The sequence below is a fragment of the Bradyrhizobium sp. USDA 4501 genome (assembly GCF_054062115.1).
Genome location: NZ_JBSSEX010000001.1, coordinates 5,699,428 through 5,725,289, shown reverse-complemented (window position 1 = coordinate 5,725,289; position 25,862 = coordinate 5,699,428). Strand labels below are relative to the sequence as shown.

The following is a 25,862-nucleotide window of genomic DNA, read 5'->3' as shown; positions in this document are numbered from 1 at the left end:
CGATCATGGGCGAGGATTTGAACCGGCAGCGCGTCTTGAACTTCCTCGACGTTTATTATGCCGGCGGCATCGAGGGCGCGCTCGATCGCTGCAGCGACGACGTCGCGTTTCTCGCCAACGCCCCGATCGACATTCTTCCGCATATGGGCCAGCACCGCGGCAAGGCCGCGCTGCGCCAGATGTGGACCACGATCCACGAGCGCTATTCGGACATGCGCTATGAGGCGCCGATCGTGGTGACCCAGGGCGACAGGGTCGCCGCGCAGCTGCGCGTGTTCTTCCGCAAGCGCAACAACGCCCGCGTGGTGCAGTTCGATGTGGCGGTGTTCTACACGCTGCGCGACGGCAAGATCACCGAGATCCGCGAGATCATCGACACCTTCGACCTCGTCCAGCAGGTGCTGGAGCGCGACGTCGCGGCGGCGCTGACCGGGCACGACGACATCGTGCAGGCAAATTCGCAACGCCGGCGTTGAACCTCGACAGCCCGGCGCTGACTTATTACCGGGCTTGTTGCGGTCGGGGCTGAAATCACCATGAAAATCGCATTGCTCGCTGTGCTTGGCCTGGCGCTGGGCGCCCTTGGCGGCGCCGCCTTCGGCATCGGAGCCGGGCTTAGCTGGATCGGATTGGCCAGAACCTCTGGTATCGACAGCGGAACGCTGGTGTTTTTCACCTTCATGCCGCTCGGCGCCGGGATCGGCGGCATCGGCGGCGCGCTGCTGTTCGCGGTGGTGGCGATCCGCGACGCCGAGATCGTGATCGAGCGGCAACCGGTGCGGCAGCGCGACCGCTGAATTGCGGCGACCGGAGCCTTTTCGCGCGAAGCCTACTCCCCACGTGATGCGGGGTGGATGCCGGTTCGCATCAAAAAAGCGCGTCGGAACCAGAATCCAGAGGTCGGCGGTCACATTCCGGTAAAATTCCGCGCAATTGTGCATTGCAAAAAAGTCATTTGCGTTTTTGCCGTTCGGCACTATTTCAGGCCGCAATAGCGATGTGCAGCAACCTGGCAAGGCGTCGGCGCTGACCCCCTGCCATCCGTTTGCGTTTGAAAATCCAGTTTCAGGACAAGGCCAAAATGACAGAGCATAGTCTCTGGCGTTTTTCGCGCGCATTGCATCGCGCGATCAACGAACGCCAGCTTGAAGATATCGAGCCGCTGCTCGACGACGAGGTCGAATGGTCCATCTATGGGCCGATCGACCTGTTTTCCTTTTTCGGCGCGCGCCGCGGCAAGGCCGCGGTGCTCGAGGTGATCCGGCAGATCGGCGAGAACCTCAGGGTTCACCGCTTCGACCGGGAACAGATCATGCTCGGCGTGGATTCCGCAGCCTCGATGCTGCGCTATTCGCTGACGGCACTCGACTCCAACAAGCCGATCTCGCTCCGGATCGCGCATTTCGCGCAGTTCAGGGCCGGCAAGCTGACGAGCTTCCGCGTGCTGGTCGACAGTTTCGACCTCGTCGAGCAGACCGTCGGCTACCCGATCCATCTGCCGCGCATCGCGGTCTGACGGCTTTTCACGCCTTCGTCATGTCCGGGGCGCTAAAGCGCGAAGCGCGTCTTCGCGTTCAGGCGCCCCGGCAGCGGCCTGTTTTGCCAGCCCCGAACGGCCGCGCTCGGGACGCGCCGCGCGAACGCGCGGCGCGTTTGTCCCGGACATGACGATCACGCGTTGATCACTTGCTTTCAGAGCGCCGATGCCACAATTTTGCGCCACGGCAATGCATGCTGCGGCTCTGGAATTTGCGGGCTGGGAATGACTTTCACATTACGATTTGGCTGGGCAAGGCTGCAGGTGCTGGCGGCCGGCTTCAGCCTGGCGATGGCGCTGCCGGCCGCCGCGCAAACCCCGCCGTGGCAGATCGCTCCCGCAGCCCAGGATACCGCAGCTGATAACGCCGAGGCTGCGGCCGACGAGGAGCCGCCGGCGGCCAATGCCAATGACGCCGACATCCTGAAGGACATCGACGAGAGCAAGCTCGACTGGAGCCAGCTCGACACCGATTCTACGAGCCTGCCCACGCTGGCGCCGAAGCGTGCGGCCAGGCCCGTCAGCGTCGCCGGCAAGGATCCATCCTGGTCGACCAACAACAACGCCAATGGCTCGTCGGCGGTGTCGGTCAAGCAGTCGATCTCGCCATTCCTCGATACCCGCATCGGCGCCGACATGACGGTCGCGAGGCAAGGCACGATGACGACGTCGGAGCAATTGTCGGAGCGGCTCGCCAATGGCGGCAGCCTGCCGCAGTCCGGCGGCTCGGCCTGGGCCGCGATCTCGACCGGCGGCGTGGCCTCGATCTGGGACAAGACCTCGGTCGAGGCGCGGGTCGATCCCTCCGCCGACCAGAGCAAGGTCGGCACCTCCTTGAGCAAGTCGGTGCCGCTGTCGGAGCAATATTCGCTGACGCTGCAGAACGGCTACAACCTCATCCAGCAGGGCGTGGTCCCGGTGCCCGGCATCATCAACCACTCCTCGCGCAGCTACGACACCGATCAGTCGGCGAGCCTGTCGGTTAACGACACCGGCACCAGCATCACGGCAGGCCAGACGCTGTCGACCTCCGACGACAGATGGCTGCGCCGGATCGGTGCCGAGCAGAAGCTGTTCGACGGCGTTACCGTCTCCGGCTCGGTCGGCGAGACCTCCCAGGGCACCACCAGCAAGAGCATCAGCGCCGGCTACAAGCGCTCATGGTGAACGGTCTGTTAGCTCTATCGCGCTAAATGATCAGGCATTGCCGCAACTTGGCCCAGATGCGGTCAAATTCGGCGGCACTGATAGGTCCGTAACTTCATCAATTCGTCGTGCGGGGGACAAGCCGCGCTTCGCCATTGCGAACAAGGGGAAAGCCGATGAACGCCACCAACCGTACCGAGGAAGCCGAAGTCGAAACGACGTCCGAGGTCGACACCAACCTCGCCGCCGTCTCGGAAGTCGAAGCCGGCATCCGCGACTTCGTGCGCAACGATATCGCCTATCTGCGCCGGCCGGTGGCGAGCCCGGAGACCGCGCCGACCGACTCCAACACCGATGCCACCGTCAGCAACGTCAACTCGCTGATCCAGCGCGTCGCCGGCACCTCGCTCGCCGAGATCGAGAAGCTGATCGGCGAGCTCGAGAGCCTGCGTGACCTGCTGCATGCCGAGGGCCAGCGCGTCCAGCGCGAGATCTCCGGCTATGCCCAGCTCAGCCAGGCCGCGATGAAGTCGACGCGCATGATCGCCGACAACGTCTCGCAGTGGAAGCGCGCCGCCGACGGCCTGCGCAACAGCTGATACTTCAGTTTTCCAAACTGATCGCCGCCGCCTCCTGAACAGGGGGCGGCGGCTTCGCTTTGCGGCCTGATTCAGCGCAGAACGATTCGTTATTCAGCGCGGTGTAAACTCCGCGACGTCAATTTTTTGCAGAAGCCGATTTGAACTGGGGATGTCGAGCCCGCGTCCAATCCGGAATTCGCGTCCGGACCGCGCCTAGTGTGCTGAATGCGAAGTTTGTGCGATTTCGCGGCAGCCACTTTCACGAACTTCGCATTCATAAAGCACACTAGAATCAAAGGTTTGCTAGTGTCCTTATCGAATCCGAAGTTCGCTCCGAAGGTGCGGCAAATGATGCGAACTTCGGATTCGGGACACTAGCCGGGCATCCATTTGGAGACGAAGTCATGCAGAGCGTCCGGCCGGATAACGCCGCCGATCCGATTCCGCTGCGCCAGCCGCAGCAGGGCATCGGCACGATCATGATCCGCTTCATCGGCATCTTGGCAGCCGCGACGGTCGTGATGGTGCTGATCTGGAATCGTTAGACTGAAGCTTGGAAGAAATGTGACGCAGCCTGCCGACAGATCACATTGAAAAGCGCAAATGCACGCCACCTGCGCTCCCTCGAGCGCCGGGAGTTACAGACGGTCAATCAGCGGTCGATGCTCGCGGTGGTCTCGAAGGAATAATTGCCGTCGGCAAAGCCCTTCACGACCATTCCGGTGGCCAGCATCACCACAACCGTTACCGTCGCGAAGATAATGCCGACGAGTTTCAGCGCGCTGCGATCTGCCATGGTATCCCCAGTCATTCTTGCCAGATGTCCGTGCCCTCAAACCATAAGGCAGGGACAAAGGTTCAGAATGCGTTAGCAAAAACTGAGTTCCACGCAACGCACAACTGCGTCGGCAGCAGAAGTCATCCGCTAACCATGGCGTCCGGGCAACATCAGAGGCGCGCGGGCAACATCAGGAACCGGGATTCCGCCGCGGCACGAAAGCGGTGGCGAGGAACGAGAACACCACCTCGTTGCGCTGATTGACGCCGGTGTTGCGGGCCTGAAGGATGCCCCATTCGGGCCGCTTTTCGGACGTGCGCTTGGTCTCGACCTGGTTGGTGAAGCTGATGGTATCGCCCGCCAGCACCGGGCGGATCCAGCGCAGTTCGCGAAAGCCCGGCGAGGGCCCCCAGACCGCGACCTCCTCGCCGCGCGCGGCGGCTTCCGCGGCGAGCCGCTTGCCGTCGGCGACGAGCAGCTTCATGCAGACGCTGGCGACATGCCAGCCCGATGCGGCGAGCCCGCCGAACAGCGAGTTGCGCCCCTCCTCCTCGTCGAGATGGAAGCGCTGCGGATCGAACTGCGCGGCGAACCTCTTGATGTCCTCGGGCGTGAAGGTGAAGGAGCCGAACTCGCGCCGCGCGCCGATCTCGATATCTTCAAAAAAGCGCATGACCTCTCCTATGCGCTCGCGCCGTCGCGGCGGCTGACGATGATCGGCGACTCCATCTCGCACAGCATCTCGCCGCGCGCGTTGCGGATGGTGCCCTTGAAAGTGACGATGCCGGTCTCGGGCCGGCTCTTCGAGACGCGCGCCTCGACGACGTCGACATCCAGCGTCAAATCGTCGCCCGGACGCAGCGGCGCCACCCAGCGCATCTCGTTGACCCCGGGCGAACCGAGCGAGGCGGTGCGGCCGATGAAGCCGTCGAACAGCATCCGCATCATCAGCGAGCCGAGATGCCAGCCCGAGCCCGACAGGCCGCGGAGCATGGATTTCTTCGCCGCCTCCTCGTCGAGATGCATCGGCTGCGGGTCGAATTCGGCGGCAAAGGCGAGGATCTCCTCGCGTGAAACATGGCGCGGGCCGAACGTGCCGAAGCGGCCGGGCTTGAAGTCTTCGAAGGTCAGCGTGGTCATTGGGTGAGGATATGCCGGAGGGAAGCCCGATTGTGGCCGTTATTTGCGGCAATCACAACCGGCCCACTCGCATAGCTCGCCCCTGGACTGCCGGCGCCCGGTCCGGGGCTCGCCTTTGGCGAGACCGAATGGGCTTCTGCGGTATCGATCCCTCTGGTCGCGGAGGCGCCTGGCGCCGTCCCGAACCATTGGCCCGGCGAAAGCCTCTTCCCGACGGACGCCTGCGGCGCAGGCTCCCGGGATGAAGTGATCACGCCGGCGGTCACGCAGTAGGATGAGCGAGACGCGAATCATATTCGGCTGGCCGGGAGAACCATGATGTTCGATTTCCAGGATCTGTTTCAGTGGGACCGCTTCATCACGCCCACGATCATCAAGACGTTCTACTGGCTGGTGATCGCGGTCATCGTGCTGTTCGGGATCTCCGGCATCCTGTGGAGCCTCACGGCGATGGCGATCAGCCCGTTCGTCGGATTCATCCAGCTGCTCGCGTCGATCGCCAGCGTCTTCGTCGGCATCGTGTTCTCGCGCATCGCCGCCGAGTTCATCCTGATCGTATTCCGGATCAACGAGCATCTCGGAGCGATCCGCGATCGGGACGGAGCAATGCACTGAAGCGAACGGCACCCGGCCGAACGCGACCGACCGGCGGGGCTGTGGTTAATCCGAAGTAGCACCCGCGCGCAAATGCCCGCGAAATTCCGACCGGTATCTTAAATCCGCTCGCGTACAGCCTTCCGCATTGCCAAGACCAGCGCGGGGGCGTCGTGAATTCGAGGAATGGGTTTGTTGCCGTGAGGCCGGGTGCCGAGCCGGGCTTTACGACCGAGGATATTTTATGGGCTGTCGGCATCTGGTCGGTGATCCTGACCCTGGCGCCGGTGATCGTGTTCTATCTGCTGATGGTGGCGTGAGGGCATCCCCTCCGTCATTCCGGAGCGATGCGTGAGCATCGAATCCGGAATCTCGAGATTCCGGGCTCATGCTTCGCATGCCCCGGAATGACTCCAATATTCTCGACGACAAAAAACGCGCGGGAGCCGCGCGTTCTTTCCATTTCGAACGTAAGCGGCGTTGTTACGCCGCTTGCTTGTGCATCGTACCGGACGCCGACGCCGTGCCGCGGATCGCCTTGATCGAGCGTTCGATCGCGGCCCACAGCCGATTGATCTCGGCAGCGGCGCGACCTTCGGCGTAATATTCGCGGGCGCCTTCGCCCTGGCCGAGCGCCATCAGAAGATCGGCGCGGTTGGTGATCTGGCCGCTCCACACCGGTGCGCGGAATTTCGCCAGCGCCTCGCGCGCGATCGCGACGATGCGGCTTTCGGCGCCGTCACGCTGCGCGGGTGCGCCGTTGATCACGACGGCATAGGGCTTGCGCATCGAGCGGCAGGTCTGGATGGTTTCCTGCACGGCGTTGACGTCGAACACGCCGGGCCGCGCCGGAATGATCACCATCGTGGCGTTCTTGATGGAGTCGTCGACCACGGCCGAGAGGTTCGGCGGCGTGTCGATGAACACCCACTCGATGCCGTCACGCTTGGCCTGGGCAATGATCCCGCTGACCGAGTTCACCGCCGTCTTGATCGCCGGCTCGTTGGTGCCGCGCAGCTTGTGCCAGAGAGTCAGCGAGCCCTGCGGATCGGCGTCGATCAGCAGACAGGGCTTCGTTGCCTTGTGCACTTGCGCGGCGAGGTGAGCAGCCAGGGTACTTTTTCCCGAGCCCCCCTTACGCGAAGCGAAAACAATCACGTTCATACGTTGGCCTCCAGATTGACCCCAGGAGGCGAAAATGAATCAGCACGCTGATTCGCGAAAGAAAAAATTTCTTGCAATCCGCAAAGTGGCCAAGATCACCGGTGCGTTTTGCTTTTTGCGTCACACCGAACTTATGACGCAACCGCAAATGGAAGCGCTAAGCGTTTGATTTGACTCAGTGCCTAGCGTTTTCCGGCAGCTTTCGCGCGCTCGCGCTCGATCCACTTGCGCTCGATCCAGCCGAGCAATTGCGCGGTCGGTTTCTGCAGGAACGGAACGTCCTGCGCGAACAAAAGGAGTCCGAGCGGCAGCATCCAGAGTCCGAGCACCGGCAGGAAGCTGAAGATGCCGCCGATGATCAGGAGGATCGCGAGCGGAATCCGCACATAGCGCGACGACGGCTTGCGCAGCCACGCGACGAAGCGCGCCGGCTTTTCCGGCAGCTTGGCTTCGAACCAGGCGAAGTGCCGATCGATCTCTTGTTTGTAGTATTCGCTCACGCGTCCCACTCCATCCGTTCCACAAGCGGAACAGATTTGGCTGACAATACAAGCCCCAGAGATGATGCTGCGTGACAGCGTCACAAGGCGTCAGTCTGTCGCGCATCGCAACCTTGAAATCGCATGGAGGCGATCCACCGCGCGATGAGATTGCGTTGACCGCGATGGCGCTGCGCTCCCTCTCCCCGTTCTTACGGGGAGAGGGTTGGGGTGAGGGGCTGTCTCCGCGTGGATGGCGATAGTTGCGCTTGTGGAGACTCCCCCTCACCCGGAACGCATCTGACGATGCGTTCCGACCTCTCCCCGCACGCGGGGCGAGGTGAAGCGCACAGCGGTCCGCTCGACGAGAATGCGCCAAGTTAGCCGCGTGCGCGCGATGGGAATCATTTAGTGGGTGGACTTCTTCGCCCTGTGCGATTTGGCGGCCTTGTGCTTGGCAGCACGCCGTTCCACGCGCTCGCTCGCTTCACGCGGCTCGGGACCACCGCGGAAGAACACCCGGCAGGCCGGCGAGAGCTGCGCCTTGTTCCTGATCATGCAGGCCGTGATGCGATCGACGTCGGGAATCTCGGGGCCGCAAAGCCTGAACGCATCCGGCGTACAGGCCTGCTGCTGGTCTTGCGTATAGGCCTCACTTCGGCCCGGCAGCAGCAGCGCCGCAAGAGCGATGCTTGATATCAACGCAAACGAAAAACTCCTTGAACAGGCGATCCCCATGCATCCCCCCAAAGGTGTCACTAGGCGTCGTTAAGGCGTCGTGTCAGTCAGTTTGGGTGACGGGACGGAGAAGTGCAAGCGGACGCGGTGACACGCCGGGCGACAAGGGCGAGCGACCTTGCGATGGTCTGATCTTGCGATGTCGCGCTGAATGATCTTGCGGATGGTACAGTTGGGTGGGCTCGAACCACCGACCTCCTGTTCCACAGACAGGCGCTCTAACCAACTGAGCTACAACTGCATCCTGACGCGCGGCCCGCTCAAGCGGGCGGCGATTTCGGGCGGAAACTAGGTGCAACGCCGCGCTTTGGCAAGGCCGTAACGCGCCGATTTCCGCTGTTATGTCGGGCCGCTTGACGGGCTCCTGCCCAGCAAAAAGGCCCGGACCGCTTCGGCCCGGGCCTTTCGCTGGTCTCCCAAACGGCAGCGATCAGGCGGCCGGCTTGTAGAACTTCGAGGCGCTGGCCTTGATCGGCTCGGCGGTCTCGCTGGCGACCTTCTGGCCGAGCTCGGCCAGTTCCTTGGCCTGCGCGGTATAGGTCTCGAACTGCTTGCGGGCGTGCGACGTCCACAGCTCGACCGCTTCGGTCGGCGACTTCACGCTGAACAGCTCCTGGGCGAAGTCGAGCGAGGAGGTGGTGTTGGCCTTGAAGAACTCGATCAGCTTGGCCGAATACTCGCTGGCGCCCTTGCTCACCGAGGTGAACACGGCCTCGACCGTCGAGTTGTGGGTCTCGGCAGCGTCCTTGAACTTGGCGTAGCTGTCGCGGGCCTGCAGAACGCCCTTCTCGGCGAACGCGCGCATCTGCTCGGGAACTTCAAACGGAATGATCGAGGCGGAAAACGGATCGGACGGGTTGGTCATACGTGTAATCCTTCGCAACGGGTGAGTAGATGTGACCATTGCGAACGTCCCGGAGCCCATCAGGCCGGGAGCGCTGAAATGGATCACGCTGCCTTGATTCACGGGAGTGCCCTTCGTCGGGCGCGCCTAATAAACACCCATATCATGTCAATTTTGTGCAACGCAACGTAAGATCGCGTGCGACGCCACATTTTTTATCTGACGGAACAAAAGATTACCGCGGCCGACCGAGGCTGAACGCGCCGGGGTCGGCCGCGGCCAATGCGCTTCGTCAGTTCTTCGGCTTGACCGCGTCCATCGCGGCCCGGCTGACGGCCTGGCCCATCTCGCTGGCCTGCTCGGCGAGCGAGCGCATCTGGCCCTGCACATATTCGCTGTGCAGCCGCATGACGTCGCTGAGGTCCTTGGCCTTGAGCAGCGCCTCGGCGTAGTCCAGCGACGACTGCACGTTCTTTTCGGCATAGGACAGCGCCTTGGCCGAAAGATCCTTGGCGCCGGCGCGCACCGTGGCGTTGCGCTCCTCGATCTTGCCGGCGGTGTCCTTGGCGTTGGTCACGAATTGCTCGAACGCCTTGCGCGCCTGCTCAAAACTCGCCTCCGCCATCGACCGCATATCCTTGGGAATCTCGAACTTGGGGATCTCGAAATGGTCACGCCCGTTGTCGCTCATGGTCGCTCTCCCTCGCTTGCTGATCGGCCCGCCGCTTGGCCCTGCGGGCCCAGGGCAAGATAGACGGCAGAATATATATCGTGGCACTGCAATCGCAGGTGTGACGCGGCGCCGCCTGGTTCCGCATCGCGCGGCTCGCAGCAACCTCTCTTTGCCCGACAACGCCAAACGGCTGTGGATCGTTCAGCCGAGTTAACGTTATCCCGGCTTTGGCGGGGGCAGTTTCGCTGCGGACATGGACCTGCCGCCCCCCAGTTGCGATACTAACCTTCTGTTAAGGCTGTCGTCCTGCGGCTGCCGAGCCTTCGGCTGAGCTTAAGGAAGAAAGCCAAACCCATGCGGTCAAATCTTGCGTGATGAGTGACGCGGAATTCCAGATCCAGGCGCTCGGCGATGTCAGGCTGGCGGATCATGCGACGGGCGCCCTGCCGGCATGGCTGTGGGCGGCCGACGGCGCGCGGATTCTCTGGGCCAATCCGGTCGGCGCGCAGGTATTCGGTGCCGCCAACGGCGCCGAGCTGGCGAAGCGCGGCTTCGGCCCGGCCGATCCGCACCGCCGCCAGGTCGCGCGGCTCGGCCACACCCTGAACGCCAATGGCGCGGTCCGCCTGGAGCGGCTGCGCGGCTTCGGCGCTGCGCCCGGCGTGCTCGCGACCTGCGGCTGCGCCCGGATCGACCTGCCGGACGGCAGCCACGGCATCCTGATGACGGCGCTCAACGCGACCAGCCGCGGCATGCCGCTCGCGGAACGCCTGCAGCGGCTGCTGCAGGGCTTGCCGCGTCCGGCCGCCGCCTTCACCAGCAACGGACTGCTGGTCGCAACCAATGAGGCGGCGCGTACGCTGCCCGGCCTGCACGACCTCACCGAAGCCGGTCTCGATGCCGCGCGCGGTGAGGCGCTGGCGCAGGGCCGCGCGGCGGCGAGCGTTGCGATCGGCCGCGTCGTGCTGCAGCGGATCGGGCACGGCGCCGATCGCGCGCTGGTCGCGTTGATCAAGCCGGCGGCGCATCTCGCCGCAAGGCCGGCGCCGATCGTGCCTGCGCCGGTTGAGCCGGAGATGCCGGCGCGCGAAGCACCGGCTCCCGCAGCGCCAGCGCAGCAAGAGGCCATGGCCGTAGAGCCGCCGCCAGCACCTGCAGTTGTAGAACAAGCCGTTGCGCATGACGAAGCGCCCGCGACGGCCAGCGCAGCACCGATCGCCTTGTTCGACGCGCTGGATCCGCAGTTGGAAGAGCGCGTCACGATCGAGCCGATCGTCAGCGCGGCCAAATCCGAACCTGAGAATGCTGCTCCATCTGCCGCGGCAGCAGAGGCGGCGCACGTAGAGGCGCCCGTCGAGACCGCAGCTCTCGACACCACGCAAGACGAAACAGCTGCCGCCGAGGAACCTCTGTCGGAAGCACTGATCGAAGTGCCGGACGGCGCGCAGATCGAAGAGCCTGCGCAGCTTCCGTCGCCGCCCGCGTCAGCAGAACAGACAAACGCAGCGACAGCGCCCGTCGAGACTGCACCTCTCGACACCACGCCCGACGAAAGCCCCGCCGTCGAGGAGCCGCTGTCGGAAGCGCTGATCGAAGCACCCGCTGAAGCGCCGGTCGAACAGCCTGCGCCTGATCTCGCAGAGACGGCACGCACGCACGCGCCGGAAATATCGGCGCCCCCGGCCGATCCCGCCCCCTCGCCTTATGCGATCGCGGATGCGCCCGCGCCGCCGCCTGCCGCCGAGCCGGAGCCCGCGACATTGGCGCCGGTGCCACCACCATCATGGCTCGACGAGCCGTTGCCGGTGCGGCGCCATCCGCTGCGCTTCATGTGGCAGATGGACCATGAGGCCCGCTTCTCGCTTGGCTCCGATGAATTCACCCGCCTGATCGGCCTGCACACCGCGGCGGGCTTCGGCCGGCTGTGGAGCGACATCGCCGAGCGTTTTGGCCTCGATCCCGAGGGCCGCGTGATGCAGGCGTTCGCCAGCCATGACACCTGGAGCGGCATCACGCTGCACTGGCCGGTCGACGGTGGCGGCCGGCTGCCGGTCGAACTGTCCGGCCTGCCGGTGTTCGATCGTGCCAGGAATTTCGCCGGCTACCGCGGCTTTGGTGTGTGTCGCGACCTCGACGGGCTTGCGCGACTCGCCGCATTGCGCCGCTATGAGTTCTTCAGCGGCACGGTCGCGCCGCAATCGCTGTCGGCCGATGTCGCACCGGCGCCGCGCACCGTTGCGCCGCCCGGGCCCGCCGCGCCACAGGACAATCCTCCGCCGCACGCGGAGCCGCCGCCCGACACGACCGCAGCAGCACCACCCGAGGAATTGACCGAGCCGACAGCCGCAGAGACTTCACACCGAGCCGATCCGGATCACGCCGTGGAAACGCACGAGGAAACGCACGAAGTGCGTCACGACCCGCCACCGAATGTGGTGCCGTTCCGTCCCGCCGGCGACACCCGGCCGCCGTCGCTGACGCCGGTCGAGAACAACGCCTTCAACGAGCTCGCCCGTCAATTGTCGGCGCGGCTCGAGAACGAGGCCGGCCTCGCCGCGACGACGGACGACAGCGTGCCGGCCGAGCCGGTCGCCGAAGCGCCGCCCGCAAGCGAACCGCCGCAGCAAGCAGAGGCGCCAGCGCAAGAGGCGGTCGCGCAGCTGGAGACACCGGCGGAAACACCAAAGGCCAGCTGGCTGGCTGCGGCGGAGCCGGCGCCGCGCGCCGACTCCCGGCGCGACCGCGCGCTGCTCGATCTGTTGCCGGTCGGCATCCTGATCTACCGGCTCGACCGCCTGCTCTATGCCAACCGCGCCTTCCTCTCGCGCATGGGCCATGACAGCCTGCACGCGCTGGAAGCCGCCGGCGGCCTCGACGCGCTCTATGTCGAGCCCGGCGTCTCGCAGGCGAGCAGCACGTCGGGCACCGGCACGCCGGTGACGATCTCCGCGAACCAGAGCACCGAGCACGGCGCGCAGTCGGTGTCCGCCGAGGCGCGGCTGCACACCATCACCTGGGACGACGATTCCGCGCTGGCGCTGATCTTCTCGCGCACGCTGGACGAGGATGCCTCGATCGCCGCCGCGCTATCCGAGCCGGAGCCTGCGGCGGCCGCCGAGCCGCTGCTTGCGCCGGCTGAGCCGCAAGCCGGCCAGGCCGACGCCGAAGAGCTCGGCGCGATCCTCGACACCGCGGCCGAAGGCATCATCATGTTCGATGCCGACGGCAACATCCATTCCTGCAACCGCAGCGCCGAGGCGCTGTTCGGCTATGACGGCGACGAGTTCGTCACCCGCAAGCTCGCCGATCTGTTCGCGCCGGAAAGCCAGCACGGCATCTTCGACTATCTTGCCAGCCTGAAATCGGCCGGCGTCGCCAGCCTGCTCGACCATGGCCGCGAGACGCTCGGCCGCGTCCGCCAGGGCGGCATCATCCCGCTGTCGGTGACGATGGGCCGCACCCGCGCCGATGGACCGAACTTCTTCGCGGTGTTCCGTGATCTCTCGCAAACCAAAAAGAGCGAAGGCGAATTGCGCGAGGCGCGGCGGCTCGCCGAACGCGCCGCCAACGCCAAGTCCGACATGCTGGCGCGGATCAGCCACGAGCTGCGCACGCCGCTCAACGCCATCATCGGCTTTGCCGAGGTGATGATCGGCGAGCGCTTCGGCGCGCTCGGCAACGAGCGCTATGTCGAATACATGAAGGACATCCGCGCCTCCGGCGAGCGGGTGATCGCGATCGTCAACGATCTGCTCGACCTGTCGCGGATCGAGACCGGCAAGCTCGACCTCGCCTTCGCCAGCCAGAACCTCAACGAGATGGTGGAGAGCTGCGTCGCTGTGATGCAGCCGCAGGCCAACCGCGAGCGCATCATCATCCGCACCTCGCTCGCCCACACGCTGCCGCCTGTGGTCGCTGACGCCCGCGCGTTGCGCCAGATCACGCTGAACCTGATCGGCAATTCGATCCATCTCGCCAATGCCGGCGGCCAGGTGATCGTCTCGACCGCGCTGTCGGATTTTGGCGAGGTGATGCTGCGCGTGCGCGACACCGGGCAGAGTCTCAACGACAACGAGGTCGCCGCCGCGCTGGAGCCGTTCCGCGCCCCGACGCCATCAGATCAGGCCGGCTCCGGCGGCGTCAGCCTGTCGCTGACCAAGGCGCTGGTCGAAGCCAATCGCGCCAAATTCCAGATCCGGACCGGCGGCCGCACCGGCACGCTGATCGAGGTGACCTTCGCCCACGCCACAGCAAGGGCGTGAGCCGCGATCCGCCCTTCGCGCTCTTGCCGGCCGATTCCCGGACACTGCGAACATCTGTCGCGTCGGATCCGCGCGGCGCGGCATAGATCTTGCTGCGATTCGGCTTGTTTGAATTCATTGCCGTGCGGCCCCGCCCGTTTTCCGGGCATTCGGATTTCACCGATGCGCTGTCTTGTCGTCGCCGATCTGCATTACTCGTTGCCGCAGTTCGACTGGCTGCTGGCGGCGGCACCGCAATTCGATCTCGTGATCTTCGCAGGCGATGCGCTCAACCTCGGCTCGGCGGTCGATTTCCGCGCCCAGATCGTCGTCGTCACGAAATACCTGTCGCGGCTCGCCGATCTCACGCGGGTGATCTTCTGCTCGGGCAATCACGACCTCGACGAGCGCAACCCGGAGGGCGAGAAGATCGCGCGCTGGGTCGCGGGCATCAGGGAGTTCGGCGTCGCCTGCGACGGCGACAATCTGGCCATCGGCGACACGCTGTTCACGGTGTGCCCGTGGTGGGACGGCCCGCTGGTCAAGGCGCGGATCGACGATCAGCTTCGCGCGGCGGCCGCGATGCCGCACCGCCGCTGGGTCTGGGTCCATCACGCCCCGCCGGCGGATTCGCCGACCAGCTGGGGCGGCAAGCGCTTTTTCGGCGACGCCGAGCTGCTCGGCTGGATCGAGCGCCACCATCCGGCGCTGGTGATCTCGGGCCATGTGCATCAGTCGCCGTTCATCCAGAGCGGCTCGTGGTTCGACCGGATCGGAGCGAGCTGGGTGTTCAACACCGGCCTGCAGCCCGGCCGGCCTCCGGTCTACATCGTGCTCGATCTCGCGCAGGACAAGGCGTTCTGGCTGGCCGCCGGCGATGCGCAGATGATCGATCTCAAGGCGCCGCTGTCGCGGCCGGCGGCTCCCGTGCGCGAGGCGCCGGACTGGCTCATATCCTTGGATCGGATTGCCGATCCGAGCCTGGCGCGACCTGCATCGGCGGCAGGTTGATCATGCTCTGCAGCACCTCGCCGACCATCGCCAGATGGGTGCCGTGATCGGCATATTGGTGCATCAGGTCGGCAAGATAGGTCGTGGCGACATGAAGCCGTTGCGCCAGGAGCTGCGCGATCAGCAGCGCCACCTCCGGCTGCTCGCGCAGGAACGACGCCGCATCGTCGAACTCGTACAGGACGCAATCAGTGGCCGTGCGCACCTTGGCGCTGTGCGCCCGGTCGAGCAACACACTCATCTCGCCGAACACCGCGCCGGGCTCGTCGATGACGGCGACCAGGCTGTCGCCCTTGACGACTTCCACCTTGCCCTCGAGCAGCACGAACAGATGACCGGTCTTGCCTCCCTCCTCGATGAAATCCGTGCCCGCCGGCAGGCTGCGCCTGCGACCGCCGGTGCAGTGATCAAGGATCGCTCGCATGTTTCATCTCCGTCTCCGGTCAGACTAGGCAGAGATGCTGTCGCGTCAAACGGCATTAGCTGGGCGTTCTGCCCAAATTGTCGGCACGCCACCGCGTGACCCGCGGCGCGATCCAGCCCTTTGCGCGCGCCTCAGGCGGGCGCGTTATGCTTGACCGCCAGGAAATCGCCGATCGTATCGAGGAACAGTTTTGGCGATTGCAGTTGCGGGACATGCGCACATCCCGGAATGACCCTGAGCCTGGCTCTCGGCAGGCCGCCTGCCAATTCGTATGACATCGGCGGCGGCGTCGCCTCGTCATATTCGCCGACCACGACGAGTGTCGGTACCGTCACGCTGCGTAGTTCGGCACGAAGATCGAGGCTCGCCAGCGCGTCACAGGCCGCGCAGAACACGTTGAGATCGGTGCGCAGGAATGCGTCGCGGCGATCCTGCATCAGCGCGGGATGCTGTGCCTGGAAATCCGGTGCAAACAGCCGGCGCATTGCAATGTCGGTGATCGCGGCGAGCCCTTTCTCGCGTGAAACCCTGGCCATGTTGCGAAACGCCTCGCGGCCCGGCTCGGAGAATGCCGCACCGCTGTCGGCGAGGATCAGCCGGCTCGCGATCGCCGGGTGGCGGATCGCCATTTGCAGCGCGACGAACCCGCCATAACCATTGCCGAGCACGATGGCCGGCGTGCCATCAGCCGCGTCATGCACCGCGTCCGCCATCCGGTCGGCAATCGCGGCAAGGCCACCCTCAACCGCGCTCGACCGACCAAATCCCGGCAGTTCCGGCACGATGGTCCGAAACGACCGGGCAAGTTCCGGCACGATCGCATCGAAGCTCGCGCGATCCGACAGCAGCGAGTGAAACAGGACCAGCGGCGGCCCTTCGCCCGACTGGGCTGCGTTGACTGTGCGGTTGGCCAAAAGCCTGTCCATCGTCGCTCTCTTTCAAATCGCGCCCGAAATTCGCGCATTGGGGCTCCAAAGCGCCCCTGCGGACGATTGATAAATCAAATCACGCGGATTTCAAGGATTTCAGCTTGACGTGATATTTCACAAACTGCATTTTACTGGGCAGGGAGGCCCAATAAAAATGATCCTTCTCCGCGAGAATATCTACGAAAACCTGCGATCTGATATTTTATCGTGCCAGCTTGCTCCCGGTGATGAAATACGAGAGCAGGATCTGGCGGAGCGTTACGCGGTCAGCCGCCAGCCGGTCCGGGACGCCCTGCTGCGGCTCGAGCGCGAGCACCTCGTGACGGTGCAGCCCCGCCAGGGTTACCGGGTCAATCCGATCTCGCTGTCCGACGCCCGCGATCTGCTGCGCTTCCGCCTTGCGCTCGAACCGGCCTGCGTCGCCGAAGCAATCGAGAGCGCGCCCGACAGCATCCTGAAATCACTCGATGAATTCCGTCGCTTCTCCGGCAGCCATGAGGACTTCATCACCTACAATCGCGGCTTCCACTCGGCGCTGGCGCACGCATCGGGCAACCGCCGCATGGCGACCACGCTCTGCGACCTGATCGGCCAGGCCGATCGGCTGGTGCGCGTCAGCGTCTCCAATCTGAAGGGCCACGACCCGGCGAAGCTCGTGGCCGAGCATGTCGCATTGATCGACGCCATGCAGCGGCGCGAGGCACGCACCGCGGCCCGCATCATCAAGGCTCACATCGCGGCGACCGAAAAGCGCGTGCTGCCGGCACTCAAGCGCAACGCCGTCATCGTCGAAGAGAGGTCATCATGAACATTCCGTCGAAGCCCGCGACGATCGACGTCGAGATCCACGGCAACTTCATCGACGGACGCGAGGTCGGGGCCGGAGACGGCGAGATGCTCGACGTCCGCAATCCCGCGACCGGCGACGTCATCGCCCGCATTCCGAATTCGACCGCCGCGGATATCGACCGTGCGATGAAGAGCGCTCGCGCTGCATTCGAAGGCAAGGCGTGGGGCGGGATGGACACGAGGGCGCGCGCCCGGCTCGTCAACAGGCTCGCCGACGCGTTCGAGGCCAATCTCGACACGCTGTACCGGCTGGAGACGTTGAACAACGGCCGTCCGGTCAACGAAACCCGCGCGCAGCTTTCGCGCCTGCCGGATTTCTTCCGCTACTTCGCCGGACTGGCGCTGTCGCGCCGCGATTCCGTCATCCCGGTCGAAGGCGCGTATCTGAACTACACCCTGCGCACGCCGATCGGAATCGTCGCCAACTGCACGCCCTTCAATCACCCGCTCATGATCCTGTGCAAGTCGCTTGCCGTCGTGCTGGCGACCGGATGCGTCACCGTGGTCAAGCCATCGGAATACACGCCGCTGACGACACTGAAGCTCGCCCAGATCTTCAGCGAGGCCGGACTGCCTCCCGGCGTCTTCAACATCGTGCTTGGCCTCGGCCAGAGCGCCGGCAAGATGCTCGCTGAGCATGGCGACATCGACAAGCTTGTGCTGACCGGCGGGACCGAAGCCGGCCGCATCGCGGGCAGCGCCGCGGCGAAGGTGTTCGCGCACCAGACCATGGAGCTCGGCGGCAAGACGCCGGTGATGATATTCGACGATTTCGACGTCGACCGCGCCGTCAACTATGCCGCGTTCGGCGCCTTCATCGGCGCCGGCCAAACCTGCGTTTGCGCGTCGCGCCATATCGTGCAGGCCTCGATCTACGACGAGTTCGTCGAAAAGCTGCAGGCCAAGACCCGCACCATCCGCATTGGCGATCCGTTCGATCCGAACACGCAGCTTGGGCCGGTGATCTCGGCACGCCAGCGCGACCGCGTTCTCAGCTATGCGCGCTACGGTCATGAAGACGGCGCGCGGCTGCTCACCGGCGGCGTGGCCGCAAAGGTCGCGGGCCACGACAACGGCTTTTTCGTCGAACCGACCGTGTTCGCCGACGTCAAATCCGACATGCGGATCTTCCAGGAGGAGGTGTTCGGCCCCTTCACCTCGGTGACCCCCTTCAAGGACGAGGCCGACGCGCTCCGGCTCGCCAACGATTCGCCCTTTGGCCTCGCCGCCGCCATTCGCACCCGCGACGTCGCGCGCGCGCATCGCGTGGCCGCCGCGGTCAAGGCCGGGATCGTCTGGATCAACGATCACCACCGACTCGATCCGGCCTCGCCCTGGGGCGGCGTTGACGATTCCGGCATCGGCCGGGAATGCGGCACCGAGAGCTTCGACGACCATTTCAACACCAAGAGCGTGATGGTCGCGACCCACGAACAGCCGTTCGATTGGTACCGCGACACGGCCAGCCAGCGCCGGTTGAACTAGCCGCAGTCGAGCAAAGCGGCAAACCGCCCACAGATGGCGGGCCGCATCACCGAGGAAAACAGTCAAGGGGAGAGCGCATATGTCGACATCGGTCAATGCCGGGAGCCGCCTCGATCGGCTACCGATCGGACCATTCCATCGCCGGATCATGATCCTGATCGGGATCGGAATGTTCTTCGACGGTTTCGACATCTATATCGCCGGCACAGTGCTCGGCGTGACGCTGAAAACCGGGTTCTCGACGCTCGCCCAAAACGCCGCGTTCATCTCCGCAACCTTCGTCGGCATGATGCTCGGATCTTTCGGCACCGGCTTCCTCGGCGACCGTTACGGACGGCGTTTCACCTACCAGTTCAATTTGCTGCTGTTCGGCATCGCGTCCCTGGCGGCGGCGCTTGCGCCAAACATGACCTTTCTGATTGCCTGCCGTTTCGTGATGGGCGTCGGTCTCGGCGCCGAAAATGTTGTCGGCTATTCCACCATGACCGAGTTCGTGCCGGCCCGGAGCCGCGGCAAGTGGCTCGGCTTCACCGCCGTCTGCGTCGTGACCGGCCTGCCCATCGCGCTGCTGGTCGCATCGGTCGTCGTCCCGCAATTCGGCTGGCGCGCGATGTTCGTGCTGGGCGGCGTCGGCGCCTTGATCGTCTGGTACCTGCGCAAGTCGCTGCCGGAGTCGCCGCGCTGGCTGGAGGCGGTGGGACGCACCGCCGAGGCCGAGGCGCTGATGCAGGCGATCGAGAAGGAAGCTTCCCAGGGTCAGCCCTTGCCGGCGCCCGCGGCTGCAACGCCGGCACCGGTGTCGCCCGATCTCGCCACGCTGTTCGCTGCGCCGCTGCTGTCCCGCATGATCGTCGGCGCGGTATGCCTGATTACCATCAATACGCTGCTCTACGGTTTCGTGACCTGGCTGCCGGTGTTCTTCATCAAGCAGGGCCTGTCCGTCGCGACCTCGTTCGGCTACTCGCTGCTGATGGCGCTTGGCTCGGCGATCGGCGCCCTGACCGCCGACCGCTGGGGCCGCAAGCCCACGATCATCGGCGCATCGCTGATATCGATCATCCTCGGCGTCATCTATCCGATGATCTCGGATCCATTCCTGCTGCCGGCCGTCGGCTTCGCGCTGACCGTGCCGATCTATGTCTTGGTCGCACTGTTGTTCGGCATCTATATTCCCGAACTGTTCCCGACCGAGGTGCGGCTGCGGGCATCCGGCATAGTCAACACACTCGGTCGAGGTGCCACCATCGTGACACCATTCCTGGTCGTGATGCTGTTCGAAGCGCGCGGCGTCGCCGGCGTGATGGCCCTGATGATCGGACTGCTCATCGTGCAGATCATCACCGTATGGGCGCTCGGCATCGAGCCGCGGCACCGCAGCCTCGAGGAGCTCAAGGGCGAGGAATCACCATCCGCAATTCCGCAGGAAGCTTCGTGAGGCGGAGCGACCTCTCTCGCGACAAGCTTTGACGGCGCGGGATACCCGCGCCGTTCGCGTCACTCCCACATCTCCGGCGTGACACGCCCGGCGAAGCCGCAGTCGATGACCCGCTCCTGCGGATTGCGATCGACGATCAGCCGCAGCAGGTCGGGGCGCGAATAATGGCCGCCGATATCGCACAGCGCCTTGGCGGCGAGCACGGCCTCCCGCGAGCCGTCCGCGATCAGGATGGTCTCGCCCTGCGCCGGACCTGCGATGACCTCGCCGCGCGGATCGATGATGACGCTGTCACCGCTGTACTCGATCGTCGAGAGTTCGCGGTAACGTTCCGGCGTGATTTCGCGCGAGCGCATGCCGCCGACCGCGATGACGTAGCAGCCGGCCTGCGAGGCGAACGCGCGCGACAGCAACAACTGCCGCGGCCAGAGCGGCGTCGGCGACGGTGGCGCCACCGCGGGCTCCCGCCCCGGCCACGCCGCGACGTGGATCTGCGTTCCCTGCGCGGCCAGCGCATAGCCGGGCAGCATCGTGTTGTGCTCCCAGCAATTGAGGCCGCTGATCCGGCCATAGGGCCGCTCATGCACGCGCAGGCCCGCCGCGTCGCCATCGGCCCACACCGAGCGCTCGGTGAAGGTGGGCTTCAGCTTGCGATGGCGGCCGAGCAGCCGTCCCTCGCGGCCGATGAACAGCAGCGTGCAGTAGACCGTGCCCTTGGTCACGGCATCACGTTCGGCGACGCCGATCACGACATCCAGTCCCGCGGCCTCGGCGGCGGCGCAGAGCCGATCGGTCGTGGGCGAGGGAATCTCGACCGCGTTGTCGAGATATTCGGCCATCGCGCGAAACGTGTTCGGCCCGGTCGGCGCGTGACAGAAGAAGGGATAGCCGGGCAGCCAGGTCTCGCCGAAGGCGGCGATCGTCGCGCCCATGGTGCCGGCCTCGCCGATCAGGCGGCAGGCCTTCTCCAGCGAGGCGTCGCGATCGAATGGCACCGCGGCGGCCTGGACCGCCGCGAGCCTGAAATGCGTGTCGGATGTCATGGTTGCGCCCGCGTCAGTCGACGCCCTTGCGGGCAGCGTCGAGCGCGCCCGCAAGCAACTCCAGCGCCTTGACGCGCCGCCGTCGCGCCAGACGCGCCTCGCCGACCTTGCGCTCGTGCTCGCCGGCGATGAAGGCCTGGATGTCCGGCAGCGGACGAATGACGCCACGGCTGCCCCACTGGCCGTCGGGGATCTCTGTCGGAAACACCCATACCTGCGGCGCCACATCGTCGAACGAACCGCCGGCGGCGCGCACCACGGCATCGGTCACGTCCTTTACCAAGGCCGCGCGCGAGGTTTCGGTGTACTGCCCCTCGGGGACCGTCGGGACGATGCGAAATCGCGGCGATGGCGATGGCCGGCCCGCCACGTAGACTGCGGCCGGCCGATGCAGGAAGACAACGGTGACGCCTTGCGCAACCTTGTTCGCCGGATCGAACCCCTCGTGACCGATCAGGATATCGCCGAGCTCCTTGATGAGCCGCGCTTCCGCTTCCGGCTTCAGGGCTCCTTCGGGAATTGTCACGTCGATCATCGGCATTGAGGCGACCTCCTGTTGTTGACAGGACGAGGTCTATGCGCGGCGTGCTCCTTGCAGCAGTGGCAGTATCGCCATTCTCAGGGCAAATTCGGACACGGCCTTCTCAGCTAGTGGCTCGTCACAGTGATTTTGACGGTTTGATACCGAGCCAGCTTAGGATCGGCAAGTTCTCTGGCGGCACGAGGATTTCGATGCTTCTGGGGATATCGGCTCGACGGCGAATGAGGCCGTTACGTTCGAGCGTGACGATCATCTGATGGACTGAGGGCGGGCTAACACCGAAGTGACGCTGCATGTCGGCTTCGGCGGGGGGCCGTCCGAACATGTGCGAGTAGGTATAGATGAAAGCCAGATAATGGCCCTGCTTCTCGGTAAAGCGTGCGCCTGATTTTTGACTCATGGATCGATTCGTCCGGAGCCTCCGACAGGGAGGCGAACGATGAATGTACGGTACCGGGTTGAATTGAGCCAAGCCGAGCGAGAGGAACTGACGGCGATGCTGAGCGGCGGCAAGCATGCCGCTCGCAAACTCAAGCGGGCCCAGATTTTGCTGGCGGCCGACATCGGCAGCCGCGACGAGGAGATTGTCCGGACCGTCAGAGTAAGCGCCTCCACCGTCTATCGGACCAAACGCCGCTTGGTGGAAGGCAATCTCGATCGGGCCTTGAGTGAGGAGCCGCGTCCCGGTGCGGAGCGCAAGCTGACCGGCAAGGAGGAAGCCCTGCTGGTGGCGACCGCATGCGCCAAGCCGCCCGCTGGCCGGAGGCGCTGGACGCTGGCGCTGCTGGCCGACGTGATGGTCAAGCTCACCGATCATGACAGCCTGTCGGGCGAGACCGTGCGCCGCCGGCTGGCCGATAATGACCTCAAGCCGTGGCGCAGGGACATGTGGTGCATTCCCCATGTCGATGGCGAATACGTCGCCCGCATGGAAGATGTGCTCGATCTCTACGCTGAAGCGCCTGATCCCGAGCGGCCGCTGGTCTGCTTCGACGAAACCCCCGTCCAGCTCATCGGCGAAGTGCGCCAGCCGATCCCACCCGAGCCGGGAAAGCGCGAGCGTTACGATTACGAGTACCGCCGCAACGGCACCGTCAATCTCTTTGTCGCCCTCGATCCGCATCGGGCCTGGCGTAACGTCAAAGTCACCGAACGGCGCACCGCCGTGGATTATGCTCACTGCATGCGCGAACTCGTCGATGTCCATTACCCCAAGGCCGCCTGCATCCGTGTCGTGCAGGACAATCTGTCGATCCATGCCCCCGGCGCCCTCTACCAGGCCTTTGCCCCCGCCGAGGCCCGCCGCATCCTGCGCCGCCTCGAGTTCCACTACACCCCGAAACACGCCAGTTGGCTCAATATGGTCGAGATCGAGATCGGCGTGCTCCAAGGGCAGTGTCTCGGCCGCCGGATCGACGATCCAAAACGCCTTAGAAACGAGATCGCAGCATGGGAGCGGCAGCGAAACAAAACTCGCGCCCGTATCAACTGGATGTTCACAACGGACAAAGCTCGCACCAAACTGGGGCGCGCCTATCCAGGCATACCCAAAGAGTCAAAATCACTGTGACGAGCTACTAGCGGGGGCCCTGCGCACGAACCGACGCTGGTATTCGCGGGGCGAAAGCCCGGTTTCGCGCTTGAACAGGCGACGGAAGGTCGACAGATCGTTGTAGCCGACGCGCCCGCTGACCGCGTCGAGCTTCAGCCGCGTGGTTTCGATCAGGCGCTTGGCGACATCCACCCGCAGCGCCTGCAGATATTGCAAGGGCGCCTCGCCGACCGCCAGCTTGAAGCGGCGGTTCAACGTCCGCTCGCTGACCGAAAGGTCGCGGGCCAGCCTGGCCAGACTGAAGCCCTGTTGCAGCGACTTCTCCATCATGCTCTGCGCCCGCGCCACCAGCGCGTCGGAGTGCTGCGTGTCGCGCGCGCGGCTGGCATAGGGTGCCTGCGAGACGCGATTGCTGTCGATCAGCATCAGCTTGCCGGTCTCGGCGGCTACGTCGGCACCGGCGAATTTCTCGACCAGCCGAAGCGCGAGATTGAGCGAGGTGGTCACCGCGCCCGAGCAGACAATGCGGTTCTGCTCGGTGAGGATCTCGGCGACGCGCAGATCCACTGCCGGGTAGCGCATCGCGAATGTCCGTCCCTTCGCCCAATGGGTGGTCGCAACCCTGCCGTCGAGCAGGCCGGCCTCGGCGAGGATGAAGCTGCCGGTGCAATAGGACGCGAGCAGGGTACCGCGCTCATGCTGCCGACGCAGCGCCGCGAGTAGCGGCTCGACGGTATCGAGCCGCGCGAAGAAACGCTCGATATCGCCGACGAACGGTCCCGGGATCACCACCGCGTCTGCCGAAGACCGCGCACCGATCGGCCCATCGACGCCGATGACCTGGCCTGACGCCGTGTGGACCGGCCGGCCACTCAAGGACTCGACGCGCCACCGCAGCTGCGACGGCGTGCCGCTGCGACGTCGCGGTCGCCGCGACGTCACCGAATTGGCGGCGGTGAACACGTCGACAATCCCCGCCACGCCCGAAGCGAGGATGCCGTCATAGACCCAGATCCGGATGAGTGGCATGGCCCGTGTCCGATTTTGCACAACATGGCGCAATTCTGCCATTGCATGGACGACCGGACAAGCGGGCGGCGGGCGCCGAATGCGCCGCGCCGTGTGGCTGCCCGACGGGAAACTCAGCAAAAAACTGTCAACCCGGACAAACCATGTCGCGAAAATGCGGGCGTATGACTCACAAGCGGTGCCGCACACTCACCGTCGTCCCGGCGCAGGCCGGGACCCATAACCACCGACGCGAATTGTCATGCGCGATTGCAACGACGAGTCCCGCCTGCAACATCCGCCGCGGCGTATGGGTCCCGGCCTTCGCCGGGACGACAGATGTATATGCGGGCCGTTCGCCGTGCGCCCTATTCACATCGCCCGCGCAAATCTGCGAAAGCCAGGCGCGCCGGTCATCGCTTCGAAGGCGGCGTCGCGCTTCTCTTCGGCGAAGGTGAAGCCGGCCTTGGCATAGCAGCGTTCGGCGGCGTCGTTGCCGATCAGGAACGAGATCGATGCCTGCGTGTAACCGGCCGTCTTGCCGTCGGCGAGTGCGCGGCGGATCAAGTCCTGCACCAGGCCGCCGCTGCGATGGGACGCTTGTCGGGCGACATGCTCGATCAGCCAGTCGCCCTCGCCGCCTTGTACCCAGCAGTTACGGGCATAGCCGCCGCGCGCGACGATGGCATCGGCGTCCATGCCGGTCTCTGCTGCGACTTCCTCGATCGCCGCACGTGCGGCGAGGACGGTTCCGGATGCCGGAATCGCGCACAGCGCGGCAGCCGGCACGCCATCGACTTCAGCAATCAGGAAATGGGCGACGTGATACCATGACCGCACCCGCGCCACGGCGAGCCGTGTCATGAACGCCAGGCATTCCGCCTCGCCCCGGTCGAGCGCGATGTCGAACCAGCCGCGCGGCAACGGGCCGCGCTGCGCGGCCAGGACAATGCGGGCGATGAAGCCGGCGTCATCGGATCGTGCGGGACGGATCGAGGATCGTCCCGCGCCGATCATCTCAGGTGTTCTTCAGCGCGACGCGGAATTCGGCCTCGGTCTTGGCCTTGACCTCGTCGAGCGTGACGCCGTCGGCGAGCTCGATCAGCGCCATGCCGTCCTTGCCGTGCTTGTCGATGGTGAACACCGCCAAATCCGTGACGACCATGTCGACCACGCGTTCGCCGGTCAGCGGCAGGTTGCACTGCTTGAGCAGCTTCGGACCGTCCTTGGCGGAATGCTCCATCACGACCACGACGCGCTTGACGCCGGCGACGAGGTCCATGGCGCCGCCCATGCCCTTCACCATCTTGCCGGGGATCATCCAGTTGGCGAGGTCGCCGTTCTGCGCCACCTGCATGGCGCCAAGGATCGACAGATCGATATGGCCGCCGCGCACCATGCCGAAGGAATCGGCCGACGAGAAATAGCTGGTCGAGGGCAGCTCGCTCACGGTCTGCTTGCCGGCGTTGATCAGGTCGGCGTCGACCTCGTCCTCATAGGGGAACGGGCCCATGCCGAGCATGCCGTTCTCGCTCTGCAGGCTGACGTCGATGCCGTCGGGGATGTAGTTCGAGACCAGCGTCGGGATGCCGATGCCGAGATTGACGTAATAGCCGTCGCGCAACTCCTTGGCGGCGCGGGCGGCCATCTGTTCACGGGTCCAGGCCATG

Annotated in this window: 30 protein-coding genes and 1 tRNA gene; 14 read left to right on the top strand and 17 right to left on the bottom strand. The window is 65.0% G+C overall.

Annotated features, from left to right (window positions below; genetic code table 11):
• The first annotated feature begins 5 nt into the window (after positions 1-5).
• The 6 genes from ACVWZM_RS26230 to ACVWZM_RS26205 all read left to right on the top strand — a co-directional run bounded on the left by ACVWZM_RS26230 (position 6) and on the right by ACVWZM_RS26205 (position 3,809).
• Positions 6-476 (top strand): nuclear transport factor 2 family protein, encoded by a 471-nt coding sequence (locus ACVWZM_RS26230; protein WP_057019035.1) that lies wholly within the window; start codon positions 6-8, stop codon positions 474-476.
• 60 nt (positions 477-536) lie between these two features.
• Positions 537-797 carry a hypothetical protein gene (locus ACVWZM_RS26225; RefSeq protein WP_456782618.1) on the top strand — a complete coding sequence of 87 codons (261 nt, stop codon included), beginning with the start codon at positions 537-539 and terminating at the stop codon, positions 795-797.
• 284 nt (positions 798-1,081) lie between these two features.
• Positions 1,082-1,516 carry a nuclear transport factor 2 family protein gene (locus ACVWZM_RS26220; protein WP_456855287.1) on the top strand — a complete coding sequence of 145 codons (435 nt, stop codon included), beginning with the start codon at positions 1,082-1,084 and terminating at the stop codon, positions 1,514-1,516.
• 246 nt (positions 1,517-1,762) lie between these two features.
• Complete coding sequence (locus ACVWZM_RS26215) at positions 1,763-2,704, top strand: hypothetical protein (protein WP_456855286.1); 942 nt, start codon at positions 1,763-1,765, stop codon at positions 2,702-2,704.
• A 155-nt stretch (positions 2,705-2,859) separates the two neighbouring features.
• Entirely contained in the window at positions 2,860-3,282 is a 423-nt protein-coding gene (locus ACVWZM_RS26210; RefSeq protein ID WP_076829847.1) for a hypothetical protein, read from the top strand.
• A 386-nt stretch (positions 3,283-3,668) separates the two neighbouring features.
• Positions 3,669-3,809: a hypothetical protein gene (locus tag ACVWZM_RS26205; protein WP_167350365.1), complete on the top strand. Its 141-nt coding sequence runs from the start codon at positions 3,669-3,671 to the stop codon at positions 3,807-3,809.
• A gap of 107 nt (positions 3,810-3,916) precedes the next feature.
• Here the strand turns inward: ACVWZM_RS26205 and ACVWZM_RS26200 are convergent, their stop codons facing one another.
• The 3 genes from ACVWZM_RS26200 to ACVWZM_RS26190 form a co-directional block, all read right to left on the bottom strand.
• Complete coding sequence (locus ACVWZM_RS26200; RefSeq protein WP_016841369.1) at positions 3,917-4,060, bottom strand: hypothetical protein; 144 nt, start codon at positions 4,058-4,060, stop codon at positions 3,917-3,919.
• Between the two features lie 172 nt (positions 4,061-4,232).
• Positions 4,233-4,715 carry a MaoC family dehydratase gene (locus tag ACVWZM_RS26195; RefSeq protein ID WP_076829845.1) on the bottom strand — a complete coding sequence of 161 codons (483 nt, stop codon included), beginning with the start codon at positions 4,713-4,715 and terminating at the stop codon, positions 4,233-4,235.
• Between the two features lie 8 nt (positions 4,716-4,723).
• Entirely contained in the window at positions 4,724-5,182 is a 459-nt protein-coding gene (locus ACVWZM_RS26190) for a MaoC family dehydratase (RefSeq protein WP_057019033.1), read from the bottom strand.
• A 318-nt stretch (positions 5,183-5,500) separates the two neighbouring features.
• Between ACVWZM_RS26190 and ACVWZM_RS26185 the strand changes: the two genes are divergently transcribed.
• On the top strand, positions 5,501-5,797 hold the full coding sequence (locus ACVWZM_RS26185) for a DUF4282 domain-containing protein (protein ID WP_028340592.1): 297 nt from the start codon (positions 5,501-5,503) through the stop codon (positions 5,795-5,797).
• 462 nt (positions 5,798-6,259) lie between these two features.
• On the opposite strand, the gene ACVWZM_RS26180 is transcribed toward ACVWZM_RS26185, so the two are convergent.
• Positions 6,260-6,940 carry a ParA family protein gene (locus ACVWZM_RS26180; protein WP_028336032.1) on the bottom strand — a complete coding sequence of 227 codons (681 nt, stop codon included), beginning with the start codon at positions 6,938-6,940 and terminating at the stop codon, positions 6,260-6,262.
• A 34-nt stretch (positions 6,941-6,974) separates the two neighbouring features.
• Between ACVWZM_RS26180 and ACVWZM_RS26175 the strand changes: the two genes are divergently transcribed.
• The gene (locus ACVWZM_RS26175) at positions 6,975-7,109 is read left to right on the top strand and encodes a hypothetical protein (RefSeq protein WP_301322284.1); all 135 of its coding nucleotides are present in this window, start codon (positions 6,975-6,977) and stop codon (positions 7,107-7,109) included.
• Between the two features lie 13 nt (positions 7,110-7,122).
• Here ACVWZM_RS26175 and ACVWZM_RS26170 read toward each other — a convergent pair whose 3' ends face one another.
• The 5 genes from ACVWZM_RS26170 to ACVWZM_RS26150 all read right to left on the bottom strand — a co-directional run bounded on the left by ACVWZM_RS26170 (position 7,123) and on the right by ACVWZM_RS26150 (position 9,692).
• A complete protein-coding gene (locus tag ACVWZM_RS26170) occupies positions 7,123-7,449 on the bottom strand; it encodes a hypothetical protein (protein ID WP_018273595.1) in 327 nt (108 codons plus the stop codon).
• A gap of 378 nt (positions 7,450-7,827) precedes the next feature.
• Positions 7,828-8,121 carry a hypothetical protein gene (locus tag ACVWZM_RS26165; RefSeq protein ID WP_375162575.1) on the bottom strand — a complete coding sequence of 98 codons (294 nt, stop codon included), beginning with the start codon at positions 8,119-8,121 and terminating at the stop codon, positions 7,828-7,830.
• A 200-nt stretch (positions 8,122-8,321) separates the two neighbouring features.
• Positions 8,322-8,398 (bottom strand) — tRNA-His (locus ACVWZM_RS26160).
• A gap of 189 nt (positions 8,399-8,587) precedes the next feature.
• Complete coding sequence (locus ACVWZM_RS26155) at positions 8,588-9,022, bottom strand: phasin (protein ID WP_028336028.1); 435 nt, start codon at positions 9,020-9,022, stop codon at positions 8,588-8,590.
• Positions 9,023-9,293: 271 nt separating this feature from the next.
• Positions 9,294-9,692 carry a phasin family protein gene (locus ACVWZM_RS26150; protein WP_057019032.1) on the bottom strand — a complete coding sequence of 133 codons (399 nt, stop codon included), beginning with the start codon at positions 9,690-9,692 and terminating at the stop codon, positions 9,294-9,296.
• A 356-nt stretch (positions 9,693-10,048) separates the two neighbouring features.
• On the opposite strand from ACVWZM_RS26150, the gene ACVWZM_RS26145 reads away from it, so the two are divergent.
• Complete coding sequence (locus ACVWZM_RS26145) at positions 10,049-13,936, top strand: PAS domain-containing protein (RefSeq protein WP_456855285.1); 3,888 nt, start codon at positions 10,049-10,051, stop codon at positions 13,934-13,936.
• Positions 13,937-14,098: 162 nt separating this feature from the next.
• Complete coding sequence (locus ACVWZM_RS26140) at positions 14,099-14,926, top strand: metallophosphoesterase family protein (RefSeq protein ID WP_456855284.1); 828 nt, start codon at positions 14,099-14,101, stop codon at positions 14,924-14,926.
• Here ACVWZM_RS26140 and ACVWZM_RS26135 read toward each other — a convergent pair.
• Positions 14,865-15,350: a Crp/Fnr family transcriptional regulator gene (locus ACVWZM_RS26135; protein WP_076829648.1), complete on the bottom strand. Its 486-nt coding sequence runs from the start codon at positions 15,348-15,350 to the stop codon at positions 14,865-14,867. The genes ACVWZM_RS26140 and ACVWZM_RS26135 overlap by 62 nt on opposite strands.
• 131 nt (positions 15,351-15,481) lie before the next feature.
• On the bottom strand, positions 15,482-16,276 hold the full coding sequence (locus tag ACVWZM_RS26130; protein ID WP_456855283.1) for an alpha/beta fold hydrolase: 795 nt from the start codon (positions 16,274-16,276) through the stop codon (positions 15,482-15,484).
• A 157-nt stretch (positions 16,277-16,433) separates the two neighbouring features.
• Here ACVWZM_RS26130 and ACVWZM_RS26125 point away from each other — a divergent pair, with 157 nt between their 5' ends.
• The 3 genes from ACVWZM_RS26125 (at position 16,434) to ACVWZM_RS26115 (ending at position 20,048) form a co-directional block, all read left to right on the top strand.
• Positions 16,434-17,087 carry a GntR family transcriptional regulator gene (locus tag ACVWZM_RS26125; RefSeq protein ID WP_076829643.1) on the top strand — a complete coding sequence of 218 codons (654 nt, stop codon included), beginning with the start codon at positions 16,434-16,436 and terminating at the stop codon, positions 17,085-17,087.
• Positions 17,084-18,613 (top strand): aldehyde dehydrogenase, encoded by a 1,530-nt coding sequence (locus ACVWZM_RS26120; RefSeq protein WP_076829640.1) that lies wholly within the window; start codon positions 17,084-17,086, stop codon positions 18,611-18,613. Before ACVWZM_RS26125 ends, ACVWZM_RS26120 begins: the two co-directional genes overlap by 4 nt.
• A 79-nt stretch (positions 18,614-18,692) precedes the next feature.
• Entirely contained in the window at positions 18,693-20,048 is a 1,356-nt protein-coding gene (locus tag ACVWZM_RS26115; protein ID WP_456855282.1) for an MFS transporter, read from the top strand.
• 59 nt (positions 20,049-20,107) lie between these two features.
• Here ACVWZM_RS26115 and ACVWZM_RS26110 read toward each other — a convergent pair whose 3' ends face one another.
• The 3 genes from ACVWZM_RS26110 to ACVWZM_RS26100 all read right to left on the bottom strand — a co-directional run bounded on the left by ACVWZM_RS26110 (position 20,108) and on the right by ACVWZM_RS26100 (position 22,032).
• The gene (locus tag ACVWZM_RS26110) at positions 20,108-21,091 is read right to left on the bottom strand and encodes a carbon-nitrogen hydrolase family protein (protein ID WP_141342314.1); all 984 of its coding nucleotides are present in this window, start codon (positions 21,089-21,091) and stop codon (positions 20,108-20,110) included.
• 13 nt (positions 21,092-21,104) lie between these two features.
• Positions 21,105-21,632 (bottom strand): tautomerase family protein, encoded by a 528-nt coding sequence (locus ACVWZM_RS26105; RefSeq protein ID WP_076829632.1) that lies wholly within the window; start codon positions 21,630-21,632, stop codon positions 21,105-21,107.
• 118 nt (positions 21,633-21,750) lie between these two features.
• On the bottom strand, positions 21,751-22,032 hold the full coding sequence (locus tag ACVWZM_RS26100) for a LexA family protein (protein ID WP_076829365.1): 282 nt from the start codon (positions 22,030-22,032) through the stop codon (positions 21,751-21,753).
• Between the two features lie 39 nt (positions 22,033-22,071).
• Here ACVWZM_RS26100 and ACVWZM_RS26095 point away from each other — a divergent pair, with 39 nt between their 5' ends.
• Positions 22,072-23,202, top strand: a complete 1,131-nt coding sequence (locus tag ACVWZM_RS26095; RefSeq protein WP_076829362.1) for an IS630 family transposase — start codon at positions 22,072-22,074, stop codon at positions 23,200-23,202.
• Here ACVWZM_RS26095 and ACVWZM_RS26090 read toward each other — a convergent pair.
• From ACVWZM_RS26090 to ACVWZM_RS26080, 3 genes are all read right to left on the bottom strand, one after another.
• Positions 23,194-24,213 carry a GlxA family transcriptional regulator gene (locus ACVWZM_RS26090; protein ID WP_456855281.1) on the bottom strand — a complete coding sequence of 340 codons (1,020 nt, stop codon included), beginning with the start codon at positions 24,211-24,213 and terminating at the stop codon, positions 23,194-23,196. The two genes, ACVWZM_RS26095 and ACVWZM_RS26090, sit on opposite strands and share 9 nt — an antisense overlap.
• Positions 24,214-24,564: 351 nt before the next feature.
• Entirely contained in the window at positions 24,565-25,209 is a 645-nt protein-coding gene (locus tag ACVWZM_RS26085) for an N-acetyltransferase (protein WP_076829626.1), read from the bottom strand.
• A 1-nt stretch (position 25,210) separates the two neighbouring features.
• Complete coding sequence (locus ACVWZM_RS26080; RefSeq protein ID WP_018268725.1) at positions 25,211-25,861, bottom strand: 3-oxoacid CoA-transferase subunit B; 651 nt, start codon at positions 25,859-25,861, stop codon at positions 25,211-25,213.
• Between the last annotated feature and the right edge of the window lies 1 nt (position 25,862).